16 protein-coding genes and 1 pseudogene are annotated in these 20501 nt (G+C 63.7%); 13 read left to right on the top strand and 4 right to left on the bottom strand.

Annotated elements, in window-relative coordinates; genetic code table 11:
* A pseudogene (locus tag QM569_RS07105) lies at positions 1-121 on the bottom strand (IS30 family transposase); the annotation flags it as partial.
* A 135-nt stretch (positions 122-256) separates the two neighbouring features.
* Here QM569_RS07105 and QM569_RS07100 point away from each other — a divergent pair.
* Complete coding sequence (locus QM569_RS07100) at positions 257-541, top strand: hypothetical protein (protein ID WP_414986529.1); 285 nt, start codon at positions 257-259, stop codon at positions 539-541.
* 520 nt (positions 542-1061) lie between these two features.
* Positions 1062-1304 (top strand): hypothetical protein, encoded by a 243-nt coding sequence (locus QM569_RS07095; protein ID WP_414986528.1) that lies wholly within the window; start codon positions 1062-1064, stop codon positions 1302-1304.
* Between the two features lie 51 nt (positions 1305-1355).
* Here the strand turns inward: QM569_RS07095 and QM569_RS07090 are convergent, their stop codons facing one another.
* On the bottom strand, positions 1356-2009 hold the full coding sequence (locus QM569_RS07090) for an OmpA family protein (RefSeq protein WP_414986527.1): 654 nt from the start codon (positions 2007-2009) through the stop codon (positions 1356-1358).
* A 166-nt stretch (positions 2010-2175) separates the two neighbouring features.
* Between QM569_RS07090 and QM569_RS07085 the strand changes: the two genes are divergently transcribed.
* From QM569_RS07085 to QM569_RS07075, 3 genes are all read left to right on the top strand, one after another.
* Positions 2176-3378: a murein transglycosylase A gene (locus tag QM569_RS07085; RefSeq protein WP_414986526.1), complete on the top strand. Its 1203-nt coding sequence runs from the start codon at positions 2176-2178 to the stop codon at positions 3376-3378.
* 13 nt (positions 3379-3391) lie between these two features.
* A complete protein-coding gene (locus tag QM569_RS07080) occupies positions 3392-5791 on the top strand; it encodes a hypothetical protein (protein ID WP_414986525.1) in 2400 nt (799 codons plus the stop codon).
* Positions 5792-5864: 73 nt separating this feature from the next.
* Positions 5865-7766 carry a DUF3482 domain-containing protein gene (locus tag QM569_RS07075; RefSeq protein ID WP_414986524.1) on the top strand — a complete coding sequence of 634 codons (1902 nt, stop codon included), beginning with the start codon at positions 5865-5867 and terminating at the stop codon, positions 7764-7766.
* Positions 7767-7928: 162 nt separating this feature from the next.
* On the opposite strand, the gene QM569_RS07070 is transcribed toward QM569_RS07075, so the two are convergent.
* Complete coding sequence (locus tag QM569_RS07070) at positions 7929-8759, bottom strand: AraC family transcriptional regulator (RefSeq protein WP_414986523.1); 831 nt, start codon at positions 8757-8759, stop codon at positions 7929-7931.
* Between the two features lie 228 nt (positions 8760-8987).
* Here QM569_RS07070 and QM569_RS07065 point away from each other — a divergent pair, with 228 nt between their 5' ends.
* Genes QM569_RS07065 through QM569_RS07055 form a run of 3 tightly spaced genes read left to right on the top strand, consistent with a single transcriptional unit; the run spans position 8988 to position 11924 of the window.
* Positions 8988-9968 carry a C-terminal binding protein gene (locus QM569_RS07065; RefSeq protein WP_414986522.1) on the top strand — a complete coding sequence of 327 codons (981 nt, stop codon included), beginning with the start codon at positions 8988-8990 and terminating at the stop codon, positions 9966-9968.
* A gap of 14 nt (positions 9969-9982) precedes the next feature.
* The gene (locus QM569_RS07060; RefSeq protein ID WP_414986521.1) at positions 9983-10966 is read left to right on the top strand and encodes a KamA family radical SAM protein; all 984 of its coding nucleotides are present in this window, start codon (positions 9983-9985) and stop codon (positions 10964-10966) included.
* 19 nt (positions 10967-10985) lie between these two features.
* Positions 10986-11924, top strand: coding sequence for a DMT family transporter (locus QM569_RS07055; protein ID WP_414986520.1), 939 nt, complete (start codon positions 10986-10988; stop codon positions 11922-11924).
* A gap of 42 nt (positions 11925-11966) precedes the next feature.
* Here the strand turns inward: QM569_RS07055 and QM569_RS07050 are convergent, their stop codons facing one another.
* On the bottom strand, positions 11967-12440 hold the full coding sequence (locus QM569_RS07050) for an Lrp/AsnC family transcriptional regulator (RefSeq protein WP_414986519.1): 474 nt from the start codon (positions 12438-12440) through the stop codon (positions 11967-11969).
* A 157-nt stretch (positions 12441-12597) separates the two neighbouring features.
* Between QM569_RS07050 and QM569_RS07045 the strand changes: the two genes are divergently transcribed.
* The 5 genes from QM569_RS07045 to QM569_RS07025 all read left to right on the top strand — a co-directional run.
* On the top strand, positions 12598-16143 hold the full coding sequence (locus QM569_RS07045; protein WP_414986518.1) for an indolepyruvate ferredoxin oxidoreductase family protein: 3546 nt from the start codon (positions 12598-12600) through the stop codon (positions 16141-16143).
* A gap of 215 nt (positions 16144-16358) precedes the next feature.
* On the top strand, positions 16359-16694 hold the full coding sequence (gene yajC / locus QM569_RS07040) for a preprotein translocase subunit YajC (RefSeq protein ID WP_414986517.1): 336 nt from the start codon (positions 16359-16361) through the stop codon (positions 16692-16694).
* Positions 16695-16855: 161 nt separating this feature from the next.
* Positions 16856-18745, top strand: coding sequence for a protein translocase subunit SecD (gene secD / locus QM569_RS07035; protein WP_414986516.1), 1890 nt, complete (start codon positions 16856-16858; stop codon positions 18743-18745).
* 15 nt (positions 18746-18760) lie between these two features.
* Positions 18761-19711 carry a protein translocase subunit SecF gene (secF, locus tag QM569_RS07030; protein WP_414986515.1) on the top strand — a complete coding sequence of 317 codons (951 nt, stop codon included), beginning with the start codon at positions 18761-18763 and terminating at the stop codon, positions 19709-19711.
* A gap of 31 nt (positions 19712-19742) precedes the next feature.
* Positions 19743-20501 (top strand): DUF1631 family protein (locus QM569_RS07025; protein ID WP_414986514.1); only part of this gene is annotated, 759 nt, incomplete at its 3' end.

The raw sequence follows: 20501 nt of genomic DNA, 5'->3' as shown, positions 1-20501 counted from the left end.
CGCGGTGCAGCTTGGGGCGCGGCTTGGCAAAGTGCCTGCGCCTGTCGCTGCGCTGCTGAGCGTACTTGGAGGTGTAGCCGTTGCCACCCGCGTTGCGCTTGCATTCTCGGCTGATGGTGCTGGGGCCCTGATCACCACCATGCTGTGCTGGCTGTGGTCGCCCCAGCAGACACACTCAAGCGCATGTTCGCGCCTGGCGCGGGCCGTGAAGGCGGCTTGCATGGGTCTTTTCAACGCACGGGAGTAAACTGGAATCATGGAACTGGAGATTTACACCGCTTTTCGCAAGGCAGGCATTGAAGATGCCGATGCCCGCGCTGTTGTTGATTCGATCAACAAAGAGATCGACCGCCGCTATTCGCTGCACTCACAGCAGTTAGCAACGCGGGGAGATGTTGAGGCCGTCAGGAAAGAGGTCGGCGAGCTCAAGGGCGAGATGAAAGCCGAGATCGCCAAGGCCCAGGCAGAGATCATTAAATGGGCCATGGGGTCGATTTTTGCGGCCGTAGGCTTGTTCCTGGCGCTCACCAAAATGCTGTAGCAGCCACACGCTTCAAAAGAAACCGCCCTAGGGCGGTTTTTTATTGGTCGGCCCCCGTGTACTGAGGGTTTCGCAGCCGCAGTGCGGTAGTCAATTCAGCCTGGCTGATCTGACCTGGCTGCGGCTATGGCTCCGTGGGCATGGGGACTACACGTGCAGGCTCAGACTCCGAGGGATCAGAAGGGTCGGCCACGACCGAGCGAACGGTGCTGCCGGGAGCACCCAGAGCAAGGGAGACCTGGGGCGTGTCGCAGATGACGAGGCGGCGAACCTGGGGAAGATCGCAGAAGCGGCGAAGTTCGCCGTTGTCGAAAAAGGCGTCTGCCTGGTCGATTGGGATGACGCGGTAGTCACAGCCGCCAGCTACACCCGAGACGCCCTGGGCAACGCCCAAACCGAAACCACCCCCGACGCAGGCAGCGCCCACACCACCTAAGACGCCCTGGGCCGAGTCACCCGCATAGAGCGCGACGCGCTGGGCCGCCCCACCCACATCGTCCACTCCACGGGCGCAGGCGACGTGCAAACCCATGCGTTGCGCCACGACGTGCCCGGCACCCTGTACAACCTGCCCGAATCCCCCAACGCCAGCCAGGGCCACCTGAGCGAGCTGCGCGACGAAGAAGCCATCACCCGCTACCGCCGCGACAGCCTGGGCCGCATCGTGCGCAAGGCCCAACTGCACGCCAGCGGCGAGCAACGGCACCAGTACGACGCCACGGGCCAGCTCACCACCCTGCGCAGGGATGGCCCCAGCCCCTGATCAAGGACCTTACCTGAAACCCCTGGGCCAGCGCCCCCCAGGTACCAGCAATTACCCCCTCGGGCGCTCGCCCACGAAGATCTCTACCCGCCGGTTGCGTGCGCGACCGTCGTTCGTGTCGTTGCTGGCGATGGGGTAGCGCGAGCCCACGCCGTCGATGGCGATGCGGCGGCTGTCCACGCCGCGCGCGGCCAGGTAGTCGCGGGTGCGGGCGGCGCGCTCCACCGACAGGGGGTTGTTGATCGCGTCGCTGCCCGTGCTGTCGGTGTGGCCGACGATGCGCACCTCCGCATACGGGTTGTTGCGCAGGCCCTCGGCGAAGCGGTCCAGCACCGGCGCGAAGTTGGGTTGGATGTCCGCCCGGCCCACGGCGAACGAGATGTCGCTGGGGATGTTGAGCATGAGCTGGTTGTCCGCCGTCTGCGTCACCGCGATACCCGTGCCCCGCGTGGCTTGCTCCATGTCGCGCCGCTGGCGCTCCATGTTCTGCGACCAGATGTAGGTGCCCAGGGCCCCCACGCCCGCGCCCACCAGGGCGCCCGTCCCGGCGCTGCCGCCCGTGGCCGAGCCGATGACCGCGCCCGCGATCGCTCCGATGCCCGCGCCTGCGGCGGTGCGGCGCTGGGTGTCGTCCATATTGGCGCAGCCGCTGGCCAGCACGAGGGCCGCGCTGGCGGCCAGAAGGGTGAGGTGTTGTTTGCGCATGTGTGTGCTCCTTCATCAGCAATCAATGATGGAGCCATGGTGGTCAAGCCGCGGCGCGGGCGCCATCAGCGCAGCGGACCGCCCCGTGTAGGACAAGGGCTAATGCGGCGGCGGCTCTTGGTCGTCCGGCGGCGGCTTCAGCTCGCCCCCCTTGCGCCCCGAGAACATGGTCCACCAGACGATGGCGACCAGCAGCACCAGCGCCAGCAATGCTTCAAGCAAAATCAGCCCCATGACATCGACACTCCTGCGCCTCTTGTGGACGGCGCTGATTGTAGGAACGCTGGCCGCCTGCTCCACGCCCCCCGCCCCGTCGCGGTCGGCACCCCTGCCCGGCGCCGTGGCGGTGCCTGGCGACACCGGCCCGCTGCCCCCGCCGCTGTCGCAGCCCAAGAGCCGCTGGGTGCCCGTGCGCTGGGCCGAGCTGCCGGGCTTTGCCGACGACGCGCTGCACGAAGCCTGGAATGCCTGGATCAAGAGCTGCGAACGCCCCGCGCCGCCCTTCGCCGCGCTGTGCGGCGAGGTGCGGCGCCTGAGCATCGCCACGCCCGACGAGCAGCGCGCCTGGCTCGTCGCCCGCCTGCAGCCCTACCGCGTCGAGGCCGCCGACGGCAACCCTGACGGCCTGCTGACCGCCTACTACGAGCCCCTGGTGGACGCCGCCCGCCAGCCCGGCAACGGCTACACCGTGCCGCTGTACCGCCCGCCCGCCGGCCTGGGCGCGCGCAGGCCCTGGTACACGCGCCAGCAGATCGACACGCTGCCCGAGGCCCAGGCGCAGCTCGCAGGCCGCGCCATCGCGTGGCTGCGCGACCCGGTCGAGGCCATGGTGCTGCACATCCAGGGCTCGGGCCGTTTGCGCATCAACGAGGCGGACGGCTCCGTGACGATGGTGCGCGTGGCCTACGCGGGCACCAACGACCACCCCTACCAGAGCGTGGGCCGCTGGCTGCTGGACCAGGGCGCCACGCGCGACGCCACCTGGCCCGGCATCCGCGCCTGGCTGGCCGCCAACCCGCAGCGCACCAACGAACTGCTGTGGAGCAACCCGCGCTACGTGTTCTTCCGCGAGGAGCCCCTGTCCGGCCTGGACGCCGAGTTCGGCCCCCGGGGCGCGCAGGGCGTGCCGCTGACGCCCGGTCGCTCCATCGCCGTGGATCGCCAGAGCATTCCCTACGGCACGCCCGTGTGGCTGGCCTCCAGCGGGCCGCAGGTGCAACTGAATCGGCTGGTGCTGGCGCAGGACACGGGCAGCGCCATCCTGGGCGCGGTGCGGGCCGATTTCTTCACCGGCTGGGGGGCCGAGGCGGGCGACATTGCCGGGCGGCTCAAGCAGAACCTGCGGCTGTGGGCGCTGTGGCCCAAATGACGAGGCAAAGACGATGAAACTGACCGAAGAACTGGCCCGCGCCACAACGGAAGAAGATGTTAAAGACGCCTACATCCGGGCGCTGGGCCTTCAGAAATACAGCAAAGGGCTGGTGGACATCCGCACCGAGGAAATCTGGGTTGAGGCCAAGCATGTGCCCACGCCACCCGTGATCATGTTCGCGCAGTTGCTGTTCTACGTGCGCGATGCGCGCAAGAAGGGCGAACATGTTCCGCCGTTCCTCGCTGTTATCGACACCGAAAAAGCCGCCGTTATGGAAACAGCCAAGGCCCTGCCCATCCTGGCCGATAAATCCATCCAGTGGCCCAAGTCAGGATCCGCCGTCAAACCAGCCACGGCAATGCAAGTCGCGCCCTACATCGAAACCCACTTCGTGGTTTACAAGATGGAGAGCCACGCCAAGGAGTTCATCCACGCGGTTAAGAATGCGATCAAGGCGGGCAAACTGGTGCGAACGCCGATCACCCCGGACAACCTGCGGCAGGTGTTCGACAAATGGGTGGCGATGATTGGGTGCGAGATCGAAGGCGTGGGTGAGGTGGACTACGCGCTGCTCTTTTTTGCCGATGTCATGCACGACGGCAACAAGGCGGCCATTGCAAACCTGCCCGCGCGCCTGCTGCACGATGGCGACAGACCTTTGTTTTTGCTGGGCGGGAAAACCTACGAACTTTCCAGCGATAGGGGCTACCGTAGCTTCTGGGCCATCTACCACCGCCCGCCGGACGCGGAATACCGCGCCTACCTGCTGGAGCGGCGCGACAGCCTGCTGCCGCTCGATGAGCGCAGCTTCAAAGGGGCTTTCTACACGCCGCTGCACATCGTGGACAAGGCTTACGACCTGTTGGCGCAGACGCTGGGCAAGAACTGGCAGCAGAAGTACATCGTATGGGACATGTGCTGCGGCGTTGGCAACCTGGAGGTCAAGCATTCCAACCATCGCAACATCTTCATGAGCACTCTGGACAAGGCCGACATCGACGTGATGAGAGCCAGCCACACCTGCGCGGCAGCGACCAAGTTCCAGTACGACTACTTGAACGACGACATCAACGACTTCGGCCAGATCGACTACGCGCTCACCCACAAGATGCCGCCCGAATTGCAGCAAGCCATTGCGGATGCCAAGGCCAGGAAGAAAGGCGCAAAAAAGATTCTGGTGCTGATGAATCCGCCTTATGGCGAGGCGATGAATGTGGACAACACCACCGCATCCAGCGGCAAAAACGCCGAGAGCAAGAAAGGCATCGCGGCCACCCGCGTGGGCGCGAGCATGGAAGGCCTGGGCTATGCGGCGCGCGAGTTGTTCGTGCAGTTTCTGGTGCGCATCCAGCGGGAAATGCCCGGCGCGACGATTGCCATGTTCAGCAAGCTCAAATACGTCAACGCGCCCAACTTTGCCGCGTTCAGAGAGCAGTGGACGGCCAAGTACCTGGGCGGTTTTGTCGTCCACAGCCGCGCCTTTGACGGCCTCAAAGGCGATTTCCCCATTGGCTTTCTGGTGTGGGACACCGCCAAGCACGCGCCCGTGGAAAGTATCACGGCCAAGGTGCTCGACAAGGATGGCTATGCGCTGGGTGAAAAGACCTTCTTCCGCGAAGAAGGGCAAGCGCCGCTGTCTGAATGGATCGTCCGCCCGCGCTCGAACCAGCAGGATGCCCTTCCGCTGAAGAACGCCATCACGCCTGCAACCAGCACGAAGGATTTGCGGGGTGCCAAGTGGGCCGATGGTGCCGTCGGCAGCATGATCGTTTTCGGCAACGACTTGCAGCACGCGGCGCAAGGCACGGCTTTGCTGTCATCGGGCTATGGGAATGCCGGTGCTTTCTTTGTCACCCAAGACAACCTGTGGCAAGCCGCCATCGTCTTTTCCGTGCGCCGTCTCATCAGGCCCACATGGCTCAACGACCGCGACCAGTTCCTACAACCGAACGAGGCATTGAGCGACGAATTCAAGTCCGATTGCCTGGTCTGGATGCTGTTCAACAGTTCCAACCTTTCCGCCGGTGCCAACGGCCTCGAATGGAACGCAAAGAAATGGCCGCTGGTCAACCACTTCATACCGTTCACCGAGCGGGAAGTCGGCGCGCCGGGTCGCTTCGAGTCCGATTTCATGGCGCGCTACATCGCCAAGCTCAGGCTTTCGCCGCAAGCAAAGCAGGTGATGGACGAAGGCCGCAAGCTCTGGCGGCAATTCCACGCCATGCAGTTCGAGAAAAAGATTCGTGACGAATACAAGCTCAACCGTCCAGACGCCGGCTGGTATCAAATTCGCCAGGCATTCAAGGCCAGTGGCGACGCCGTGGACTTTGAACCGTTCGCCACGGCCTACGACGCACTGAGCCAGAAGCTGCGGCCGCTGGTGTATCAGTATGGCTTCTTGCGTCATTAGAAATAATGGTCAAATCGGCCTCTATCGCTTATCCAGCAAGCACAAGCAGCTATTGAAACAGGAGCAATCGCCCATGCGCCTCACCGCGCCCCAGTTGCGCACCGTGCTGCTCGCCCAGGCCGTCGAGCACGCGGACGCCGGGCGCACCCTGGTCAGCCAGGCCGAGCGGGACGACGCCACCCGCCACGCCGTGGCCGCCGCCCGGGGTCGCGGCGTGCGGCACCTGGGCGCGGGCGACGTGGTGCTGGACCGCGCCCAGGCGATTGCCCAACACGCCTCTGACCGGGACAGCGCCGTCGCCGCCCTGCGCCAACCCGCCGCGCGCTGGCGCTGGCTGGAGCGCGGCCTGCCCGTGGCGGCGCTGCTGCTGGGCCTGGCCATCGACCGCATCGCCAACGCGCACCGCGTGGACTTGCTGTCGCCGCCGCTGCTGGCCGTGCTGGCGTGGAACCTGGCCGTCTATGCGCTGATCGCCTGGCAGGCGTGGCACCCGCCCCAGCCGCCCGCGTGGCTGCCCGGGCTGCTGCGCCGCGCCAGCCTGCCCGGCGGCGGAAAGCGCGGGCTGGCGGCGCGCATCGCGGCGGACTTCTGCACGCGCTGGTTCGCGCACGCATCCGGCCTGCTCCAGCAGCGCGCCGCCCGCGTGCTGCACCTGTGCGCTGCCGCCTGGGGCGCGGGCATTGCGCTGTCGCTGCTGCTGCGCGGGCTGGTGGTGCGCTACCAGTTTGGGTGGGAGAGCACCTTCCTTGACGCCGGGCAGGTACACGCCATCGTCTCGGCGCTGTTCTGGCCGCTGACCACACTGTTCGGCCTCGCGCCCTTCACGTTGCAAGAGATCGCGGCCACGCAGAACTTTGCAGGCCAGGGTGCCGCTGGCGACCGCTGGGTGTGGATGTACGTGGGCCTGCTGCTGCTCGCCGTGGTGCTGCCGCGCCTGGCGCTGGCCGCCTGGGCGCGCTGGCGCGAGGCGCGGTGGCAGGGCCGCATCGACCTGCAGGATGCCGCCTTCGACACGCTGCGCGCCAGCCTGCCGGGCGACCTGGTGATCGGCCTGCACGGCCCGCAGGCGCATGTCTTCGAGGGCGTGCAGACCGTGCAGGGCGACCGTTTGCGCTTTGCCAGCCTTCACGAGCCTGTGGACGCCGTGCTGGCCTGGGTCAACGACCCGCCCCCGCCCGCCTGGGCCAGCGCGCCGCTGATCGCACTGCGCTGGCAGGACTTTGGCGCCAGCTGGGTGCTGGAGCCCGCGCTGTTCGACCGCCTGGACGCCACATTGCCCCAGCACCGCCCCGCGCTGGCCCGCCTGCGCGCCGCCTGGGTGGAGCGCAACGAGCAGCGCTTTGCCCAGTCCCTGCAAGCCCTGGCCCAGCACCTGCGCGCCTGCGCCGCCTTGCCCCCGGGCGCAGACCGCGCCGCCCGCTACGCCCAGCAAGTGCAGGCGCTGGACGACACCTTGCGCGCCCTGCACGGCACGGTCGCCGCCCCGCCGGTCGCTTCTTCACCCCTGCTGCCCGCCCCCCGCACGGACGAAACCGCCCTGGCCGTGGGCGCATCCGTCGGTGCCCTGGCCGGGGCGGGCGCGGGCGCCAAGGTGGGCGCGCTCATCGACATCGGCACCGGCGGCATGACGCTGGGCGCGGGCACGGCCCTGGGCGCGCTGCTGGGCGGCACCACGGCCTGGGTGGTGCGCTCGTTCCAGAAAAAAGACGAGGCCGGCGACGCCCTGCGCCACATGGCCGAGGCCGCCTGCACGCACTACCTCGCCATCGCTCACCAGGCCCGCGTGCCCTCGCAAGACGCCGCCAGCCTCGCCACCCGCTGGCGCGCCGAGGTGACCGGCACGGTGGCCGCGCACGGGGCCGAGATGGCCAGCGCGATCAGCCCGGCGCTGCCCGAAACCGCATTGCCAGCGCTGCTGCGCGCCATGTTGCTGGGCATTCTGCAGCGCAGCTTTCGACCCGATGACTTGAGATGAAATACGGCTGTAGCGCTTGTCTGGCAAGCGCAAGCAGCTATTAAAAATGAAGCAAACCTACCGGCGCTGTGCAGGCAAATGCGCCAGCGGCAGCGCGCTGCTGGCCTTGACCTCGCCCAACTGCAAAGCTGGTCAGCCTCTTCCTCTATGCCCCTCACGACGTCAAGATGTCGACTTCCGGAGATTGGCGATTGCGCCGGGTGTGAACCCGTAACAAGCAACAAACCGGCGCGTCAAATGGCTTTGATCGACAAACCCTGCCATCACCGCTGCGTGCGCGACTGAATACCCCGCCAGGATCAGCCTGCGCGCCAACTGCATTTGGCGCTGAAGCTGGTAGGCATGGGGCGGCAATTGCGTTGCAGCCTTGAAGGAGCGCAGAAAGTGAAATCGGCTCCAACCCGCATCCGCCGCCAGTTCCGCCAAAGAAACCGGCTCCTGCGGTTGCGCATCAATGCGCGCCTTCGCCTGCATGATTTCCTTCGACAGAGGATGTACAGGCCCGACGGACACGCGCTGCTCATTGCCAAGCAGCGGTGCAAGGATCTCAAAAAGCTCCTGTTCCGCTACATCCCGGCCAGCCACTGCATGGACATCGGTGAGTACGGTGTACAAGCGAGTAAAAGCACGGACAGCCTGAGCGTGCTTCAGCACGGGATGATGCCACTCGCTACCGGCGCTGTGCCCCATGTCTTTGGCCACAGCAGCCACCAACTCCGGCTCGAAATACAGCATGCACCATGAGCGCGGCTGGTCGTCGATGGCCCGACCGTCGTGAGGTTTGTTCACGTTGACCGTGATCAGGTCCCCTTTCACGGCGCGCATCTGTCCTCGTCCGCTGGTTGAGTCTTGCGCGCCGTGCAACACCAGTCCAATGCCGAACTGGTCGTGCGTGTGGCGGCTCAGGGATCGGTTGGAGGTCGCTTCAACCGCCATGACGCCAGGCAATGTGCAAGCGTGCGCCTTGAACTTCTCCATTGGTTTTTGAAACATTTTTTCTCCTCTCAAAGCCGTATGCCCGCCAGAGTACATCAGGACGTGTGACGTTGCGCTGCCCACCCACGTCTGGGCATCGGGCAAGAAATTCTTGAAAGAGCAACTTCGTACAAGACACTGGCATCAAGCCATCTTCCAATGGCAACAGTAATTTCAAGGGTTGGCACCACGCTCCATCTCTTCAAATTCTTTCAATGCCCTTTCTTTGTCCCTCCCCAAGTTGCCATGTCCTTCAAGAAAAATATCTGCATCATTGATTCAATTTATGAAAGGCACTTCTCCGCGCCAACCGTAGAACAATCAATTATCAAGGATGGAGAAATACAGCTCTTTCATATCAAGAGTTCCGAAGATTTTGCATCACTACCGTTAGAGGCAATAGATGTAATGCTAGTGTGGGCCTGTGTGCCTTCAATTGCCGTAAATGAAAAAATATTGAGCCGCCTCTCCCGATGCAAAGCCATCGTGAAAGTTGCCGTCGGCTATGACAACATAGAATTAAAGACAGCCAGAGAGTTTGGCATTCCCGTCTACAACATCCCAGACTATGGAACGGAGGAGGTAGCCGACCATAGCATGGCCCTCCTTCTATCCATGATAAGAAAAATTGCATACATGGATAAAATTTCTAAAAACGATGCCTGGGACTGGTCCAAAATAAAACCCGCACATCGTATCAGGGGGCGCAAGATGGGAATCATTGGCTTCGGTCGAATTGGCGGAGCCGTAGCCAAAAGGGCTCAAGCTTTCGGCATAGATGTTGTATTTTATGATCCCTATGTCCAAAGCGGGATTGAAAAAACCTTCGGTGTGCGCCGCGCAGATACACTCATTGAGCTGCTGGAGTCTGTGGATTACATCTCTATACATGCATCGCTGACAGAAACATCCCATCATTTAATTGGGCCAAAAGAGTTTGAGCGTATAAAAAAGGGAGCGCTTATAGTCAATACGGCGCGCGGGTCAATTATTGACAAAACCTCTCTCACACATGCCTTGGAGGCGGGAACGATCGCTATGGCAGGACTGGATGTGATCGAAGGAGAGCCGTTCGTGAGCGACAACCTCAAGGTCGCAAGCAACATTATCCTTACGGCCCATTCCGCCTTCTACTCCGAGGAAGCCTTTCAAGAAATGCGTGAAAAGTCCGCCCGCATGGCGAATCTGATATTGGCAGGTACGCCATCTCGAAATCTACTCAACTGATGGAGCCGAGCATCATGACAGCATCTGTGAACAACACCTCGCACGAAACGCGGTTTTCCGAGAAAATAACCCCTTATTTGAAAAATCTGGCACAAAAGAGTCCCGCAATCAGGGAAATGTATGTTCTAGATCACAACCGGGAAAAGATCGGGGCAGATTTAAGCGTTGACATTCTCAATGAGAAAAAATCCACCCCGATCTGGGGAACAGTGAAAAAGTATGAAGGGCAATTGCTCGTCCTTCTCTCCTACACATGCGCAGCCAATTGTCGCTATTGCGAAAGGCAAGACCGGGTTGGGGTTGGACTGGATGCGGAAGGTCACTTAAAGGCCGATCATATTGATAAGATTGTGGATTACATTCGCAGCGACAGCTCACTATACGAGATCATTGCCAGTGGCGGCGATCCACTCTCGAACCCCAAAGGACTAGAGCACCTCTTCACACGGCTGCAAACCGTCGAACATGTCAAGGTGCTTAGGATTCATACCAGATTTCCAGTTCAAAACCCAGGGAAAGTCAAACTAGAACTGATGGAAAGGCTTGCCAAATCGAAAGAGACCGTGTATTTGAGCCTGCACATCGACCACCCTGATGAGTTACAGCCAGAAATCATTATCCTTATCAAGAAATTCCGCGAGATGGGCTATGTACTGCTATCTCAGAGCGTTTTCCTCAAAGGTGTTAACGATGACAAAGCCATCTTGAAAAGTCTATTCTCCAAATTGTTCGAGCTTGGCGTTCGTCCATACTACATCTACCATGGACAAGAAGTAACTTCTACCAAGAGATTTGTCATGACACTGGAGGACGAGATTGAAATCATGACGCAATTGAGGAATGAACTTTCTGGCCTAGCATTCCCGCAGCATGTCATTGACATCCCGGGCGGATCGGGCAAGGTGGTTGTCCCAAGCAATCATTGGAAAACAGATATTAGCGTGGTTAGAGATTTCTTGGGAACGCCCATCCGCACGGCGGATTGGCGTACTCTCTGAGTATTCTATCTCTGGCTTCATGAAAAATCCCACCTTGCAGTTTTCAGGCCAAACCCCGCTGGGCAGCTACATCTGCCTGGCATTGGCAATGCTGTTGACCGGCGTCTACGTGGCCTTATGCAAGCCGCTGGGCGCTGCAATGCCCGTATTTCTGCTGGCCTTGCTGCGCTTTTCGATGGCCGCGCTCACCGTGCCGCACTGGCTTTTACCCACCCATGATGCACAGCCACTTTCCAGTCGTACATGGCGGCTATTATTTTTGCAATCTTTTTTTGGAAATTTCATCTTCACAATCTGCATGATTTATGGCCTGCAGATGACGACGGCATTATCAGCGGGCATTATACTTGCCTGTATTCCGGCATCTATCGCTATTTTGGGTGTTGTTTTTCTTCGCGAAAAAATAGCACCCAAAATGCTCACCAGCATCGCACTTGGCGTTGGTGGACTTGTCTTGCTGGCCAGTGCAACGAGAGAAGATGCTGGCGCAAGTGGTTCCAAACCCTGGCTGGGCAATCTATTGATATTGACGTCAGTGTTTTGCGAGGCGGCATATGTGATTATTGGCAAGAAACTGAGTGATAGTATCTCGCCAAGACGGGTTGCGGCTCTTATTAATGCATGCGGCTTGGCGCTATTCATGCTGCCAGGCTTGTATCAGGCCTATGATTTCGATTTCGGATGCATCACCCCATGGCTGGGGCTGCTATTGGCATTTTATGCGTTGACGGCCAGTGTTATTTGCGTTTGGCTGTGGATGACGGGGCTGCGGAACGTTCCAGCCACACAAAGCGGCATTTTTACGGTTTTAATGCCTGTAGGCGCCGTGTTAACAGGCGTTATTTTTCTTGGAGAAAACCTTTCAGGAATGCATCTTGTGGCGCTGACTCTGGCACTTTCCGGATTGGTGTTGGCTACTTGGCGCCCGATGCAGGCTGATGCCATCGCGGCGCAGTGACAGGCATGCCAATGTGGGAGCCGGGCAAAGACGCGATTTCCACTAAGGCAAATGACCCAGCGGCAGCGCGCTGCTGGCCTTGACCTCTCCCAGCGAGAAGCTGGTGTGCATGTCCTTCACGTTGGGCAGGTTCAGCAGCACGTCGCGGGCGAACTGCGAGAAGCTGTCCAGGTCGCGCGCCACCACCTGCAGCTCGAAGGTGCCGGTGCCGCTGATGTAGTGGCAGGAGACGACCTCGGGGATCTGGCGGATGGCGTCTTCCATCGCGCGCGTGAGGTCGCCGGTGCTGCGGTCGGCGTCCAGCCGCACGAAGGCCAGCACGCCCAGGCCGATCTTGCGGCGGTCGATCTCGGCGCGGTAGCCCTTGATGAAGCCCTGCTCCTCCAGCGCGCGCACGCGGCGCCAGCAGGGCGCGGCGGACAGGCCCACGCGCTGGGCCAGCTCGGCGTTGGTCAGGCGCGCGTCGGTTTGCAGCTCGTTCAGGATGGCGATGTCGAATTTGTCGAGAGTGTTCAAAACAGGCATCCATGAAGAAAGATTCTTTCTCAGAATAGCCCAAACACGGCACAGAACGCAAAGACATATCCGGGGTGGAGACATACACTTGTCTCCACGTTGGAGCGCCCTCTCTAGGCGCGTCCCGCGCCCCCACGAAGCCAATGGAGACATAGCCATGAACGCGCCCCTTCCTGAGCACATCCGCCGCGCGATAGAGACCGTATCGCTCGACGACAAATACACCCTGGGCGAGGGCCGCGCCTTCATGAGCGGCGTGCAGGCCCTGGTGCGCCTGCCCATGCTGCAACGCCAGCGCGATGCGGCGGCGGGGCTGAACACGGCGGGCTTCATCAGCGGCTACCGGGGCTCGCCGCTGGGCACGTACGACCAGGCGCTGTGGGCGGCCAAGAAGCACCTGGCGGCCCACCACATCGTCTTTCAGCCCGGCGTGAACGAGGAGCTGGGCGCCACCGCCGTCTGGGGCACGCAGCAGCTCGACCTGTACCCCGAGACGAAGAAGTTCGACGGCGTGTTCGGCATCTGGTACGGCAAGGGGCCGGGCGTGGACCGCTGCTCGGACGTGTTCAAGCACGCCAACATGGCGGGCACCGCAAAACACGGCGGCGTGATCGCCATCGCGGGCGATGACCACATCAGCAAGAGCAGCACGGCAGCGCACCAGAGCGACCACATCTTCAAAGCCTGCGGCACGCCGGTGTTCTTCCCGAGCAGCGTGCAGGAGATCCTGGACATGGGGCTGCACGCCTTCGCCATGAGCCGCTTCGCGGGCGTGTGGTCGGGCATGAAGACGATCCAGGAAGTGGTGGAGTCGAGCAGCAGCATCAGCGTGGACCCCGACCGCGTGAAGATCGTGCTGCCGGAGGACTTCGTGATGCCGCCCGGCGGCCTGCACATCCGCTGGCCCGACGCGCCGCTGGAGCAAGAGGCGCGGCTGATGGACTACAAGTGGTACGCCGCCCTGGCCTACGTGCGCGCCAACAGGCTCAACTACAACGTGGTGCAGGGGCCGAACGACCGCTTCGGCATCATCGCCAGCGGCAAGGCGTACAACGACATGCGCCAGGCGCTCATCGACCTGGGGCTGGACGACGATACCTGCCGCAGCCTCGGCATCCGCGTCCACAAGGTCAACGTGGTGTGGCCGCTGGAGGCCACCATCACGCGCGACTTCGCGCAGGGGCTGCAAGAGATCCTGGTGGTGGAGGAAAAGCGCCAGGTCATCGAATACCAGCTCAAGGAGGAGCTGTACAACTGGCGCGCCGACGTGCGCCCGCACGTGCTGGGCAAGTTCGACGAACCCGAGGGCGACCTGACCGGCGGCGAGTGGAGCATGCCCAACCCCAGCCAGAACTGGCTGCTGCGCGCCAAGGCCGACCTGACGCCCGCCATCATCGCCAAGGCCATCGCCAAGCGGCTGAAGAAGCTGGGCGTGCCGGAGCACGTCATCACGCGCATGGATGCGCGCCTGGCCGTCATCGACGCGGCGGAGCGCGGCATGGCCGCATTGCAGGCAGACACGGGCGAGCGCGCCCCGTGGTTCTGCAGCGGCTGCCCGCACAACACCAGCACCCGCGTGCCCGAGGGCTCACGCGCCGTGGCGGGCATCGGCTGCCACTACATGACGGTGTGGATGGACCGCTCCACCAGCACCTTCACGCAGATGGGCGGCGAGGGCGTGACCTGGGTCGGCCAGTCGCCCTTCACCACCGAGCCGCACATCTTTGCCAACCTGGGCGACGGCACGTACTTTCACAGCGGCATCCTGGCCATCCGCCAGAGCATCGCGGCGGGCGCGAACATCACCTACAAGGTGCTCTACAACGACGCCGTGGCGATGACCGGCGGCCAGCAGGTGGGCGAGCGGCCCGAGGGGCATTCGGTGCTGCAGATCATGAACAGCCTGAAGTCCGAGGGCGTCGCCAAGCTGGTCATCGTGACCGACGAGCCGGCCAAGTACGACGGCGTGGCGCTGGCCGAGGGCGTGACGGTGCACCACCGCGACGAGCTGGACCGCATCCAGCGCGAGTTCCGCCAGATCAAGGGCTGCACGGTCATCATCTACGACCAGACCTGCGCCACCGAAAAGCGCCGCCGCCGCAAGCGCGGCACGCTGGCCACGCCCGACAAGACCGTGGTCATCAACGAACTGGTGTGCGAGGGCTGCGGCGACTGCTCCACCCAATCCAACTGCCTGAGCGTGGAGCCCGTGGAGACGGACTTTGGCCGCAAGCGCCGCATCAACCAGAACACCTGCAACAAGGACTATTCCTGCGTCAACGGCTTCTGCCCGAGCTTCGTGACCGTCGAGGGCGGCAAGCTCAAAAAGCCCAAGAAAGAGAAGAAGGGCGACCTGTCGGCACTGCCCCCGATCCCCGAACCCGTGCTGCCCGTGGCCGAGAGCGCCTGGGGCATCGTGGTCGGCGGCGTGGGCGGCACGGGCGTCATCACCATCGGCTCGCTGCTGGGCATGGCCGCGCACCTGGACGGCAAGGGCGTCGTCACACAGGACGCGGGCGGCCTGGCGCAAAAGGGCGGCGCGACCTGGAGCCACGTCCAGATCGCCAACCGCCCCGACGCCATCTACACCACCAAGGTGGACACGGCCAAGGCCGACCTGGTGATCGGCTGCGACGCCATCGTGGCCGCGCACAAGTACACGCTGGCCGTCATGCAGCCGGGCCGCACCTTCGTGGCGCTCAACACCCACGGCACACCCACCGCCGCCTTCGTGTCCAACCCGGACTGGCAGTTCCCCGGCGCGAATTGCGACAGCGCCATTGCCACGGCGGTGGGCGCGGCCAATGTGGGCAGCTTCGACGCCGAGCAGGTCGCCACGCAGCTCATGGGCGACAGCATCTACACCAACCCGCTGATGCTGGGCTACGCATGGCAAAAGGGCCGCGTGCCGCTCACGCACGCATCGCTGATGCGCGCCATGGAGCTGAACGCCGTGCAGGTGGAGAGCAACAAGGCAGCGTTTGAATGGGGCCGCCGCTGCGCGCACGACCTGGCATCGGTGCAGGCGCTGTTCAAGGCCGCGCAGGTGATCGAGTTCGTCAAGAAGCCCGGCCTGGCCGAGATCGTGGCCCAGCGCGTGGACTTTCTCACCGGCTACCAGAACGCCGCCTACGCGAACACGTACAAGGCTTTCGTGGACAAGGTGCAGGCGGCCGAGGCAAAACTGGGCGCCAGCACCCGCTTTGCCGAGGCCGTGGCGCGCTACCTGTTCAAGCTGATGGCCTACAAGGACGAGTACGAGGTGGCCCGCCTGCACACCGACAAGGCGTTCTCGGACAAGATCGCCAATATGTTCGAGGGCGACTACAAGCTGGTCCACCACCTGGCCCCGCCCCTGACGGCCAAGAAGAACGACAAGGGCGAACTCGTCAAGCAGCCCTTCGGCCCCTGGATGCGCAGCGCCTTCGGCCTGCTCGCCAGGATGAAAGGGCTGCGCGGCACGGCGCTGGACGTGTTCGGCAAGACCGAGGAGCGCCGCATGGAGCGCGCGCTGATCGTGGAATACCGCGCCTGCATCGACGAGCTGCTGGCGGGCCTGAACGCCGACAACCTGGCGCTGGCGGTGGAGATCGCCCGCATCCCCGAGGAAATCCGCGGCTACGGCCACGTGAAGGAGCGGCACCTGAAGGCTGCCCGCCCCAAGTGGGAGCGCCTGATGGCCCAGTGGCGCGCAGGCCCCTAGCCGCAGCGGCAAGCGGCCTGACCTGTTTCGCTATTGATAAGTGAGCTGCTGGCGCTTGACTGATAAGCGCTGGAGGTCATTTTGACCAATATTTTTGCGGGCCCAAACCCCCGCCGCCCGCTTGGGTCTTGACCCTTGGGGCGCGGCGGGGGCGCCGCATACAATGCCCCGTTCCGCCCACGTTGGCGGTTTTGTCTATTTTGGAGTCCCTGTCCGTGTTTATTTCTTCTGCCATTGCCCAGACCGCCCCCGCAGCAGCCGCCAGCGGCGGCGACATGATGTCCTCGCTGACCAGCATGCTCCCCTTGGTGCTGATGTTCGTGGTGCTGTACTTCGTGATGATCCGCCCCCAGATGAAGCGCCAGAAGGAGCACCGCGCCATGATCGAGGCCATCGCCAAGGGCGACGAGGTGGCGACGGCGGGCGGCATCATCGGCAAGGTCACGCGCCTGTCCGAAGGCTTTCTGCACATCGAGATCGCCAGCGGCGTGGAAGTGCAGATCCAGCGCAGCGCCGTCGTACAAGTCTTGCCCAAAGGCACGGTGAAGTGAGGAACAACCCCCTGAGCGGCTGCGCCGCTTCCCCCTTCTCTCGCGCTGCGCGCGGGCAGGGGGACGACGCCAGTGGCCTGGCAAAGCCAGCTCCACGGCGTCCGCTGGCATGGGGGATCGGCGCACAGCGCCTGGCAAACTGAGTTAAGAGCGCGAGCATCATGAACCGTTATCCGGTCTGGAAGTACGCGATCCTGGTGATCGTGCTGCTGGTGGGGGCCTTGTACACCCTGCCCAATTTCTTTGGCGAGGCGCCTGCGGTGCAGGTCTCGTCGGCCAAGGCCACCGTGAAGGTGGACACGGCGGTGCAGCAGCGCGTGGAAGAAGCGCTCAAGGCCGCAGGCGTGACGCCCGACTTCGTGGCGCTGGAAGGCAACTCGGTGCGCGCGCGCTTCGACACGCCCGACAACCAGCTCAAGGCCAAGGACGCGCTGCAGAAGGCCCTGGTGCCCGACGCCAGCGACCCGTCGTACATCGTGGCGCTGAACCTCGTCTCGCGCTCGCCGCTGTGGCTCAAGGCCCTGCACGCCAACCCCATGTACCTGGGGCTGGACCTGCGCGGCGGCGTTCACTTCATGCTGCAGGTGGACATGCAGGCGGCGCTGACCAAGAAGGCCGAGTCGTACACGGGCGACATCCGCACCCAGCTGCGCGACAAGAACATCCGCCACGGCGGCATCAGCCGCGACGGCCAGGCCATCGAGGTCAAGGTGCGCGACGAGGCCACGCTGACGGCGGCGCGCAACCTCATCGCCGACCAGTTCCCCGACCTGCAGGCGGCCAGCACGCCCGAGGGCAACGGCGAATTCAAGCTGCGCGCCACCATCAAGCCCGAGGCCACGCGCAAGGTGCAGGAGCAGGCGCTCAAGCAAAACATGGTCACGCTGCACAACCGCATCAACGAGCTGGGCGTGGCCGAGCCCGTGATCCAGCAGCAGGGGCTGGACCGCATCGTCGTGCAGCTGCCCGGCGTGCAGGACACGGCCAAGGCCAAGGACATCCTGGGCCGCACCGCCACGTTGGAGGTGCGCATGGTGGACGAAGGCACCGAGGCGCGCTCGGCAGAAACAGGCCGGGGCCCCGTGCCGTTCGGCGCAGAGAAATACCTGGACCGCAACGGCAATGCCGTGATCGTGAAGAAGCAGGTCGTGCTGACCGGCGAGAACCTGACGGACGCCCAGCCCGGCTTCGACGGCCAGACGCAGGAGCCGACGGTGAACCTGGTGCTGGACGCCAAGGGCTCGCGCATCTTCAAGGACATCACGCGCGAGAACATCGGCAAGCGCATGGCCATCGTGCTGTTCGAAAAGGGCAAGGGCGAGGTGGTGACGGCGCCCGTGATCCGCTCGGAAATCGGCGGTGGCCGCGTGCAGATATCGGGCCGCATGACGACGGCGGAAGCCAACGACACCGCGCTGCTGCTGCGCGCAGGCAGCCTGGCCGCGCCCATGGAGATCATCGAGGAATACACCATCGGCCCCAGCCTGGGCGCCGACAACATCGAGCGCGGCATCCACAGCGTGGTGTGGGGCATGGTGGCCATCGCGGTCTTCATGTGCATTTACTACGCGCTGTTCGGCGTGTTCTCCACCATCGCGCTGGCGGTGAACGTGCTGCTGCTGCTGGCGATTCTGTCCATGCTGCAAGCCACGCTGACGCTGCCCGGCATCGCGGCCATGGCGCTGGCTTTGGGCGTTGCCATCGACTCCAACGTGCTCATCAACGAGCGCATCCGCGAGGAACTGCGCGCGGGCGTGTCGCCGCAGGCGGCCATTGCGGCGGGCTACGAGCGGGCGTGGGCGACCATCCTGGACTCCAACGTCACCACGCTGATCGCGGGCCTGGCGCTGCTGGCCTTCGGCTCGGGCCCGGTGCGCGGCTTCGCGGTGGTCCACTGCATCGGCATCCTGACCAGCATGTTCTCGGCCGTGTTCTTCTCGCGCGGGCTGGTGAACCTGTGGTACGGCCGCCAGAAGAAGCTCAAGAGCGTGTCCATCGGCCAGGTGTGGAAACCCGGGCCGGATACCGCCGCCGTGGCGAAGACGAACTAAAGGAGGAAGACGACCATGGAGTTCTTCCGCATCAGAAAAGACATCCCCTTCATGAAGCACGCGTTGGTCTTCAACGCGATCTCCTTCATCACCTTCGCGCTGGCCGTGTTCTTCTTGCTCACGCGCGGGCTGCACCTGTCGGTGGAGTTCACGGGCGGCACGGTCATGGAAGTGGCCTACAGCCAGCCCGCAGAGCTTGCCAAGGTGCGCGAGACGGTCTCGGGCCTGGGCTATTCGGACGTGCAGGTGCAGAACTTCGGCACCGCGCGCGACGTGATGATCCGCCTGCCGGTGCAAAAGGGCGTCACGTCCGCCCAGCAGAGCGAGCAGGTGCTCACGGCGCTCAAGGCCGCCGACCCCGAGGTCACGCTGCGCCGCACCGAGTTCGTGGGCCCGCAGGTGGGCGAGGAGCTGGTGCATGGCGGCCTGATGGCGCTGGCCATGGTGGTCGTGGGCATCGTGATCTATCTGGCCTTCCGCTTTGAATGGAAGTTCGGCGTGGCGGCCATCATCGCCAACCTGCACGACGTGGTCATCATCCTGGGCTTCTTCGCGTTCTTCCAGTGGGAGTTTTCGCTGTCGGTGCTGGCGGGCGTGCTGGCGGTGCTGGGCTATTCGGTGAACGAGTCGGTGGTGATCTTCGACCGGATTCGCGAAGCCTTCCGCAAGTACCGCAAGATGAGCACGCACGAGGTGATCGACCACGCCATCACCAGCACCATCAGCCGCACCATCATCACCCACGCGTCCACGGAGGCGATGGTGCTGTCCATGTTCTTCTTCGGCGGCCCCAGCCTGCACTACTTCGCGCTGGCGCTGACCATCGGCATCCTGTTCGGCATCTATTCGTCGGTGTTCGTGGCGGCGGCCATCGCCATGTGGCTGGGCGTCAAGCGCGAAGACCTCATCAAGACTGCCCGCAAGGAAGAAGACCCGAACGACCCGAATGCGGGAGCCACTGTCTGAAAAGCCCCCGGCCCGCTAAGATCAGCCCTACATGCAGTCCACGCCGTCCGCCCTTCTTCCGCAGCGACGCCTGGCCCGCCAGGCGCGCCAGCGCTTCGTAGAAGGTCTTTGCGCGGGGCTGCCCGAGCTGGACAAGGCGGTCATGGACTTCCTCACCACGCTGATGTCCCAGACGGGCACGGCGCGGGACATGCAGGCCCACCGCGACGCCTGGATGCTCTACCAGCAGCGCCACGCCATCTGGACCGACCGCACCGGCAAGGCCTGGCGCGATGCCCTGGCCCCGCACGCCAGCGGCAGTGGGGGCGGCAGCGGTGGTGCCACCCTGGCGGCAGGCGGCACCGGCCTGCAATTCGAGCTGCTGAGCGATGACGTGGTCGAGAACAAGATCCTCGCCTCGCGCATGGCGCTCACCCTCAGTGAACAGGTGGGGCCGCAGTTCGACACGCTGCGCCAGCGCACGCAGTCGCTCGAAGGCCAGGAACTCGGCGGCAACGACATCCTGCGGCCCGACGCCGTCTGCCTGCGGCTGGTGGATCAGTGGGTCGAGGCTGGCCTGCCCCGCGCCGACCTGCAGACCGTGGTGGAGCCCTTGCAGCGCGAGCTCGCCAAGCTGCTGCAGAAGCAGTACCAGGCCGTCAACGTGTTCTACGTGGAGCAGGGCATCACCCCGCAGGCGGACCTGCGCTCGCGCGTGCGCCGCACAGCGGGCGGCGGTGTGGCGGGCGGCGGCGAATCCAGCTCCGGCGGCCTGGCGTCCCAGGCGCTGGCCCAGAGCCGCGACGCGCTG

The sequence above is a fragment of the Acidovorax sp. genome (genome assembly GCF_047607405.1).
Lineage (GTDB): Bacteria > Pseudomonadota > Gammaproteobacteria > Burkholderiales > Burkholderiaceae_C > Acidovorax.
Note: the sequence above shows the minus strand (reverse complement) of the source record. Positions and strands in the feature narration are given on the sequence as shown.

What these genes read in the sequence shown, in the direction of transcription:
- QM569_RS07080 (WP_414986525.1), top strand. Translation starts at nt 3,392, where the DNA reads ATGAAACTGACCGAAGAACTGGCCCGCGCCACAACGGAAGAAGATGTT.
- secF (WP_414986515.1), top strand. Translation starts at nt 18,761, where the DNA reads ATGGAGTTCTTCCGCATCAGAAAAGACATCCCCTTCATGAAGCACGCG.
- QM569_RS07045 (WP_414986518.1), top strand. Translation starts at nt 12,598, where the DNA reads ATGAACGCGCCCCTTCCTGAGCACATCCGCCGCGCGATAGAGACCGTA.
- QM569_RS07060 (WP_414986521.1), top strand. Translation starts at nt 9,983, where the DNA reads ATGACAGCATCTGTGAACAACACCTCGCACGAAACGCGGTTTTCCGAG.
- secD (WP_414986516.1), top strand. Translation starts at nt 16,856, where the DNA reads ATGAACCGTTATCCGGTCTGGAAGTACGCGATCCTGGTGATCGTGCTG.
- QM569_RS07070 (WP_414986523.1), bottom strand. Translation starts at nt 8,759, where the DNA reads ATGTTTCAAAAACCAATGGAGAAGTTCAAGGCGCACGCTTGCACATTG.
- QM569_RS07065 (WP_414986522.1), top strand. Translation starts at nt 8,988, where the DNA reads ATGTCCTTCAAGAAAAATATCTGCATCATTGATTCAATTTATGAAAGG.
- QM569_RS07090 (WP_414986527.1), bottom strand. Translation starts at nt 2,009, where the DNA reads ATGCGCAAACAACACCTCACCCTTCTGGCCGCCAGCGCGGCCCTCGTG.
- QM569_RS07055 (WP_414986520.1), top strand. Translation starts at nt 10,986, where the DNA reads ATGAAAAATCCCACCTTGCAGTTTTCAGGCCAAACCCCGCTGGGCAGC.
- QM569_RS07100 (WP_414986529.1), top strand. Translation starts at nt 257, where the DNA reads ATGGAACTGGAGATTTACACCGCTTTTCGCAAGGCAGGCATTGAAGAT.
- QM569_RS07085 (WP_414986526.1), top strand. Translation starts at nt 2,176, where the DNA reads ATGGTCCACCAGACGATGGCGACCAGCAGCACCAGCGCCAGCAATGCT.
- QM569_RS07075 (WP_414986524.1), top strand. Translation starts at nt 5,865, where the DNA reads ATGCGCCTCACCGCGCCCCAGTTGCGCACCGTGCTGCTCGCCCAGGCC.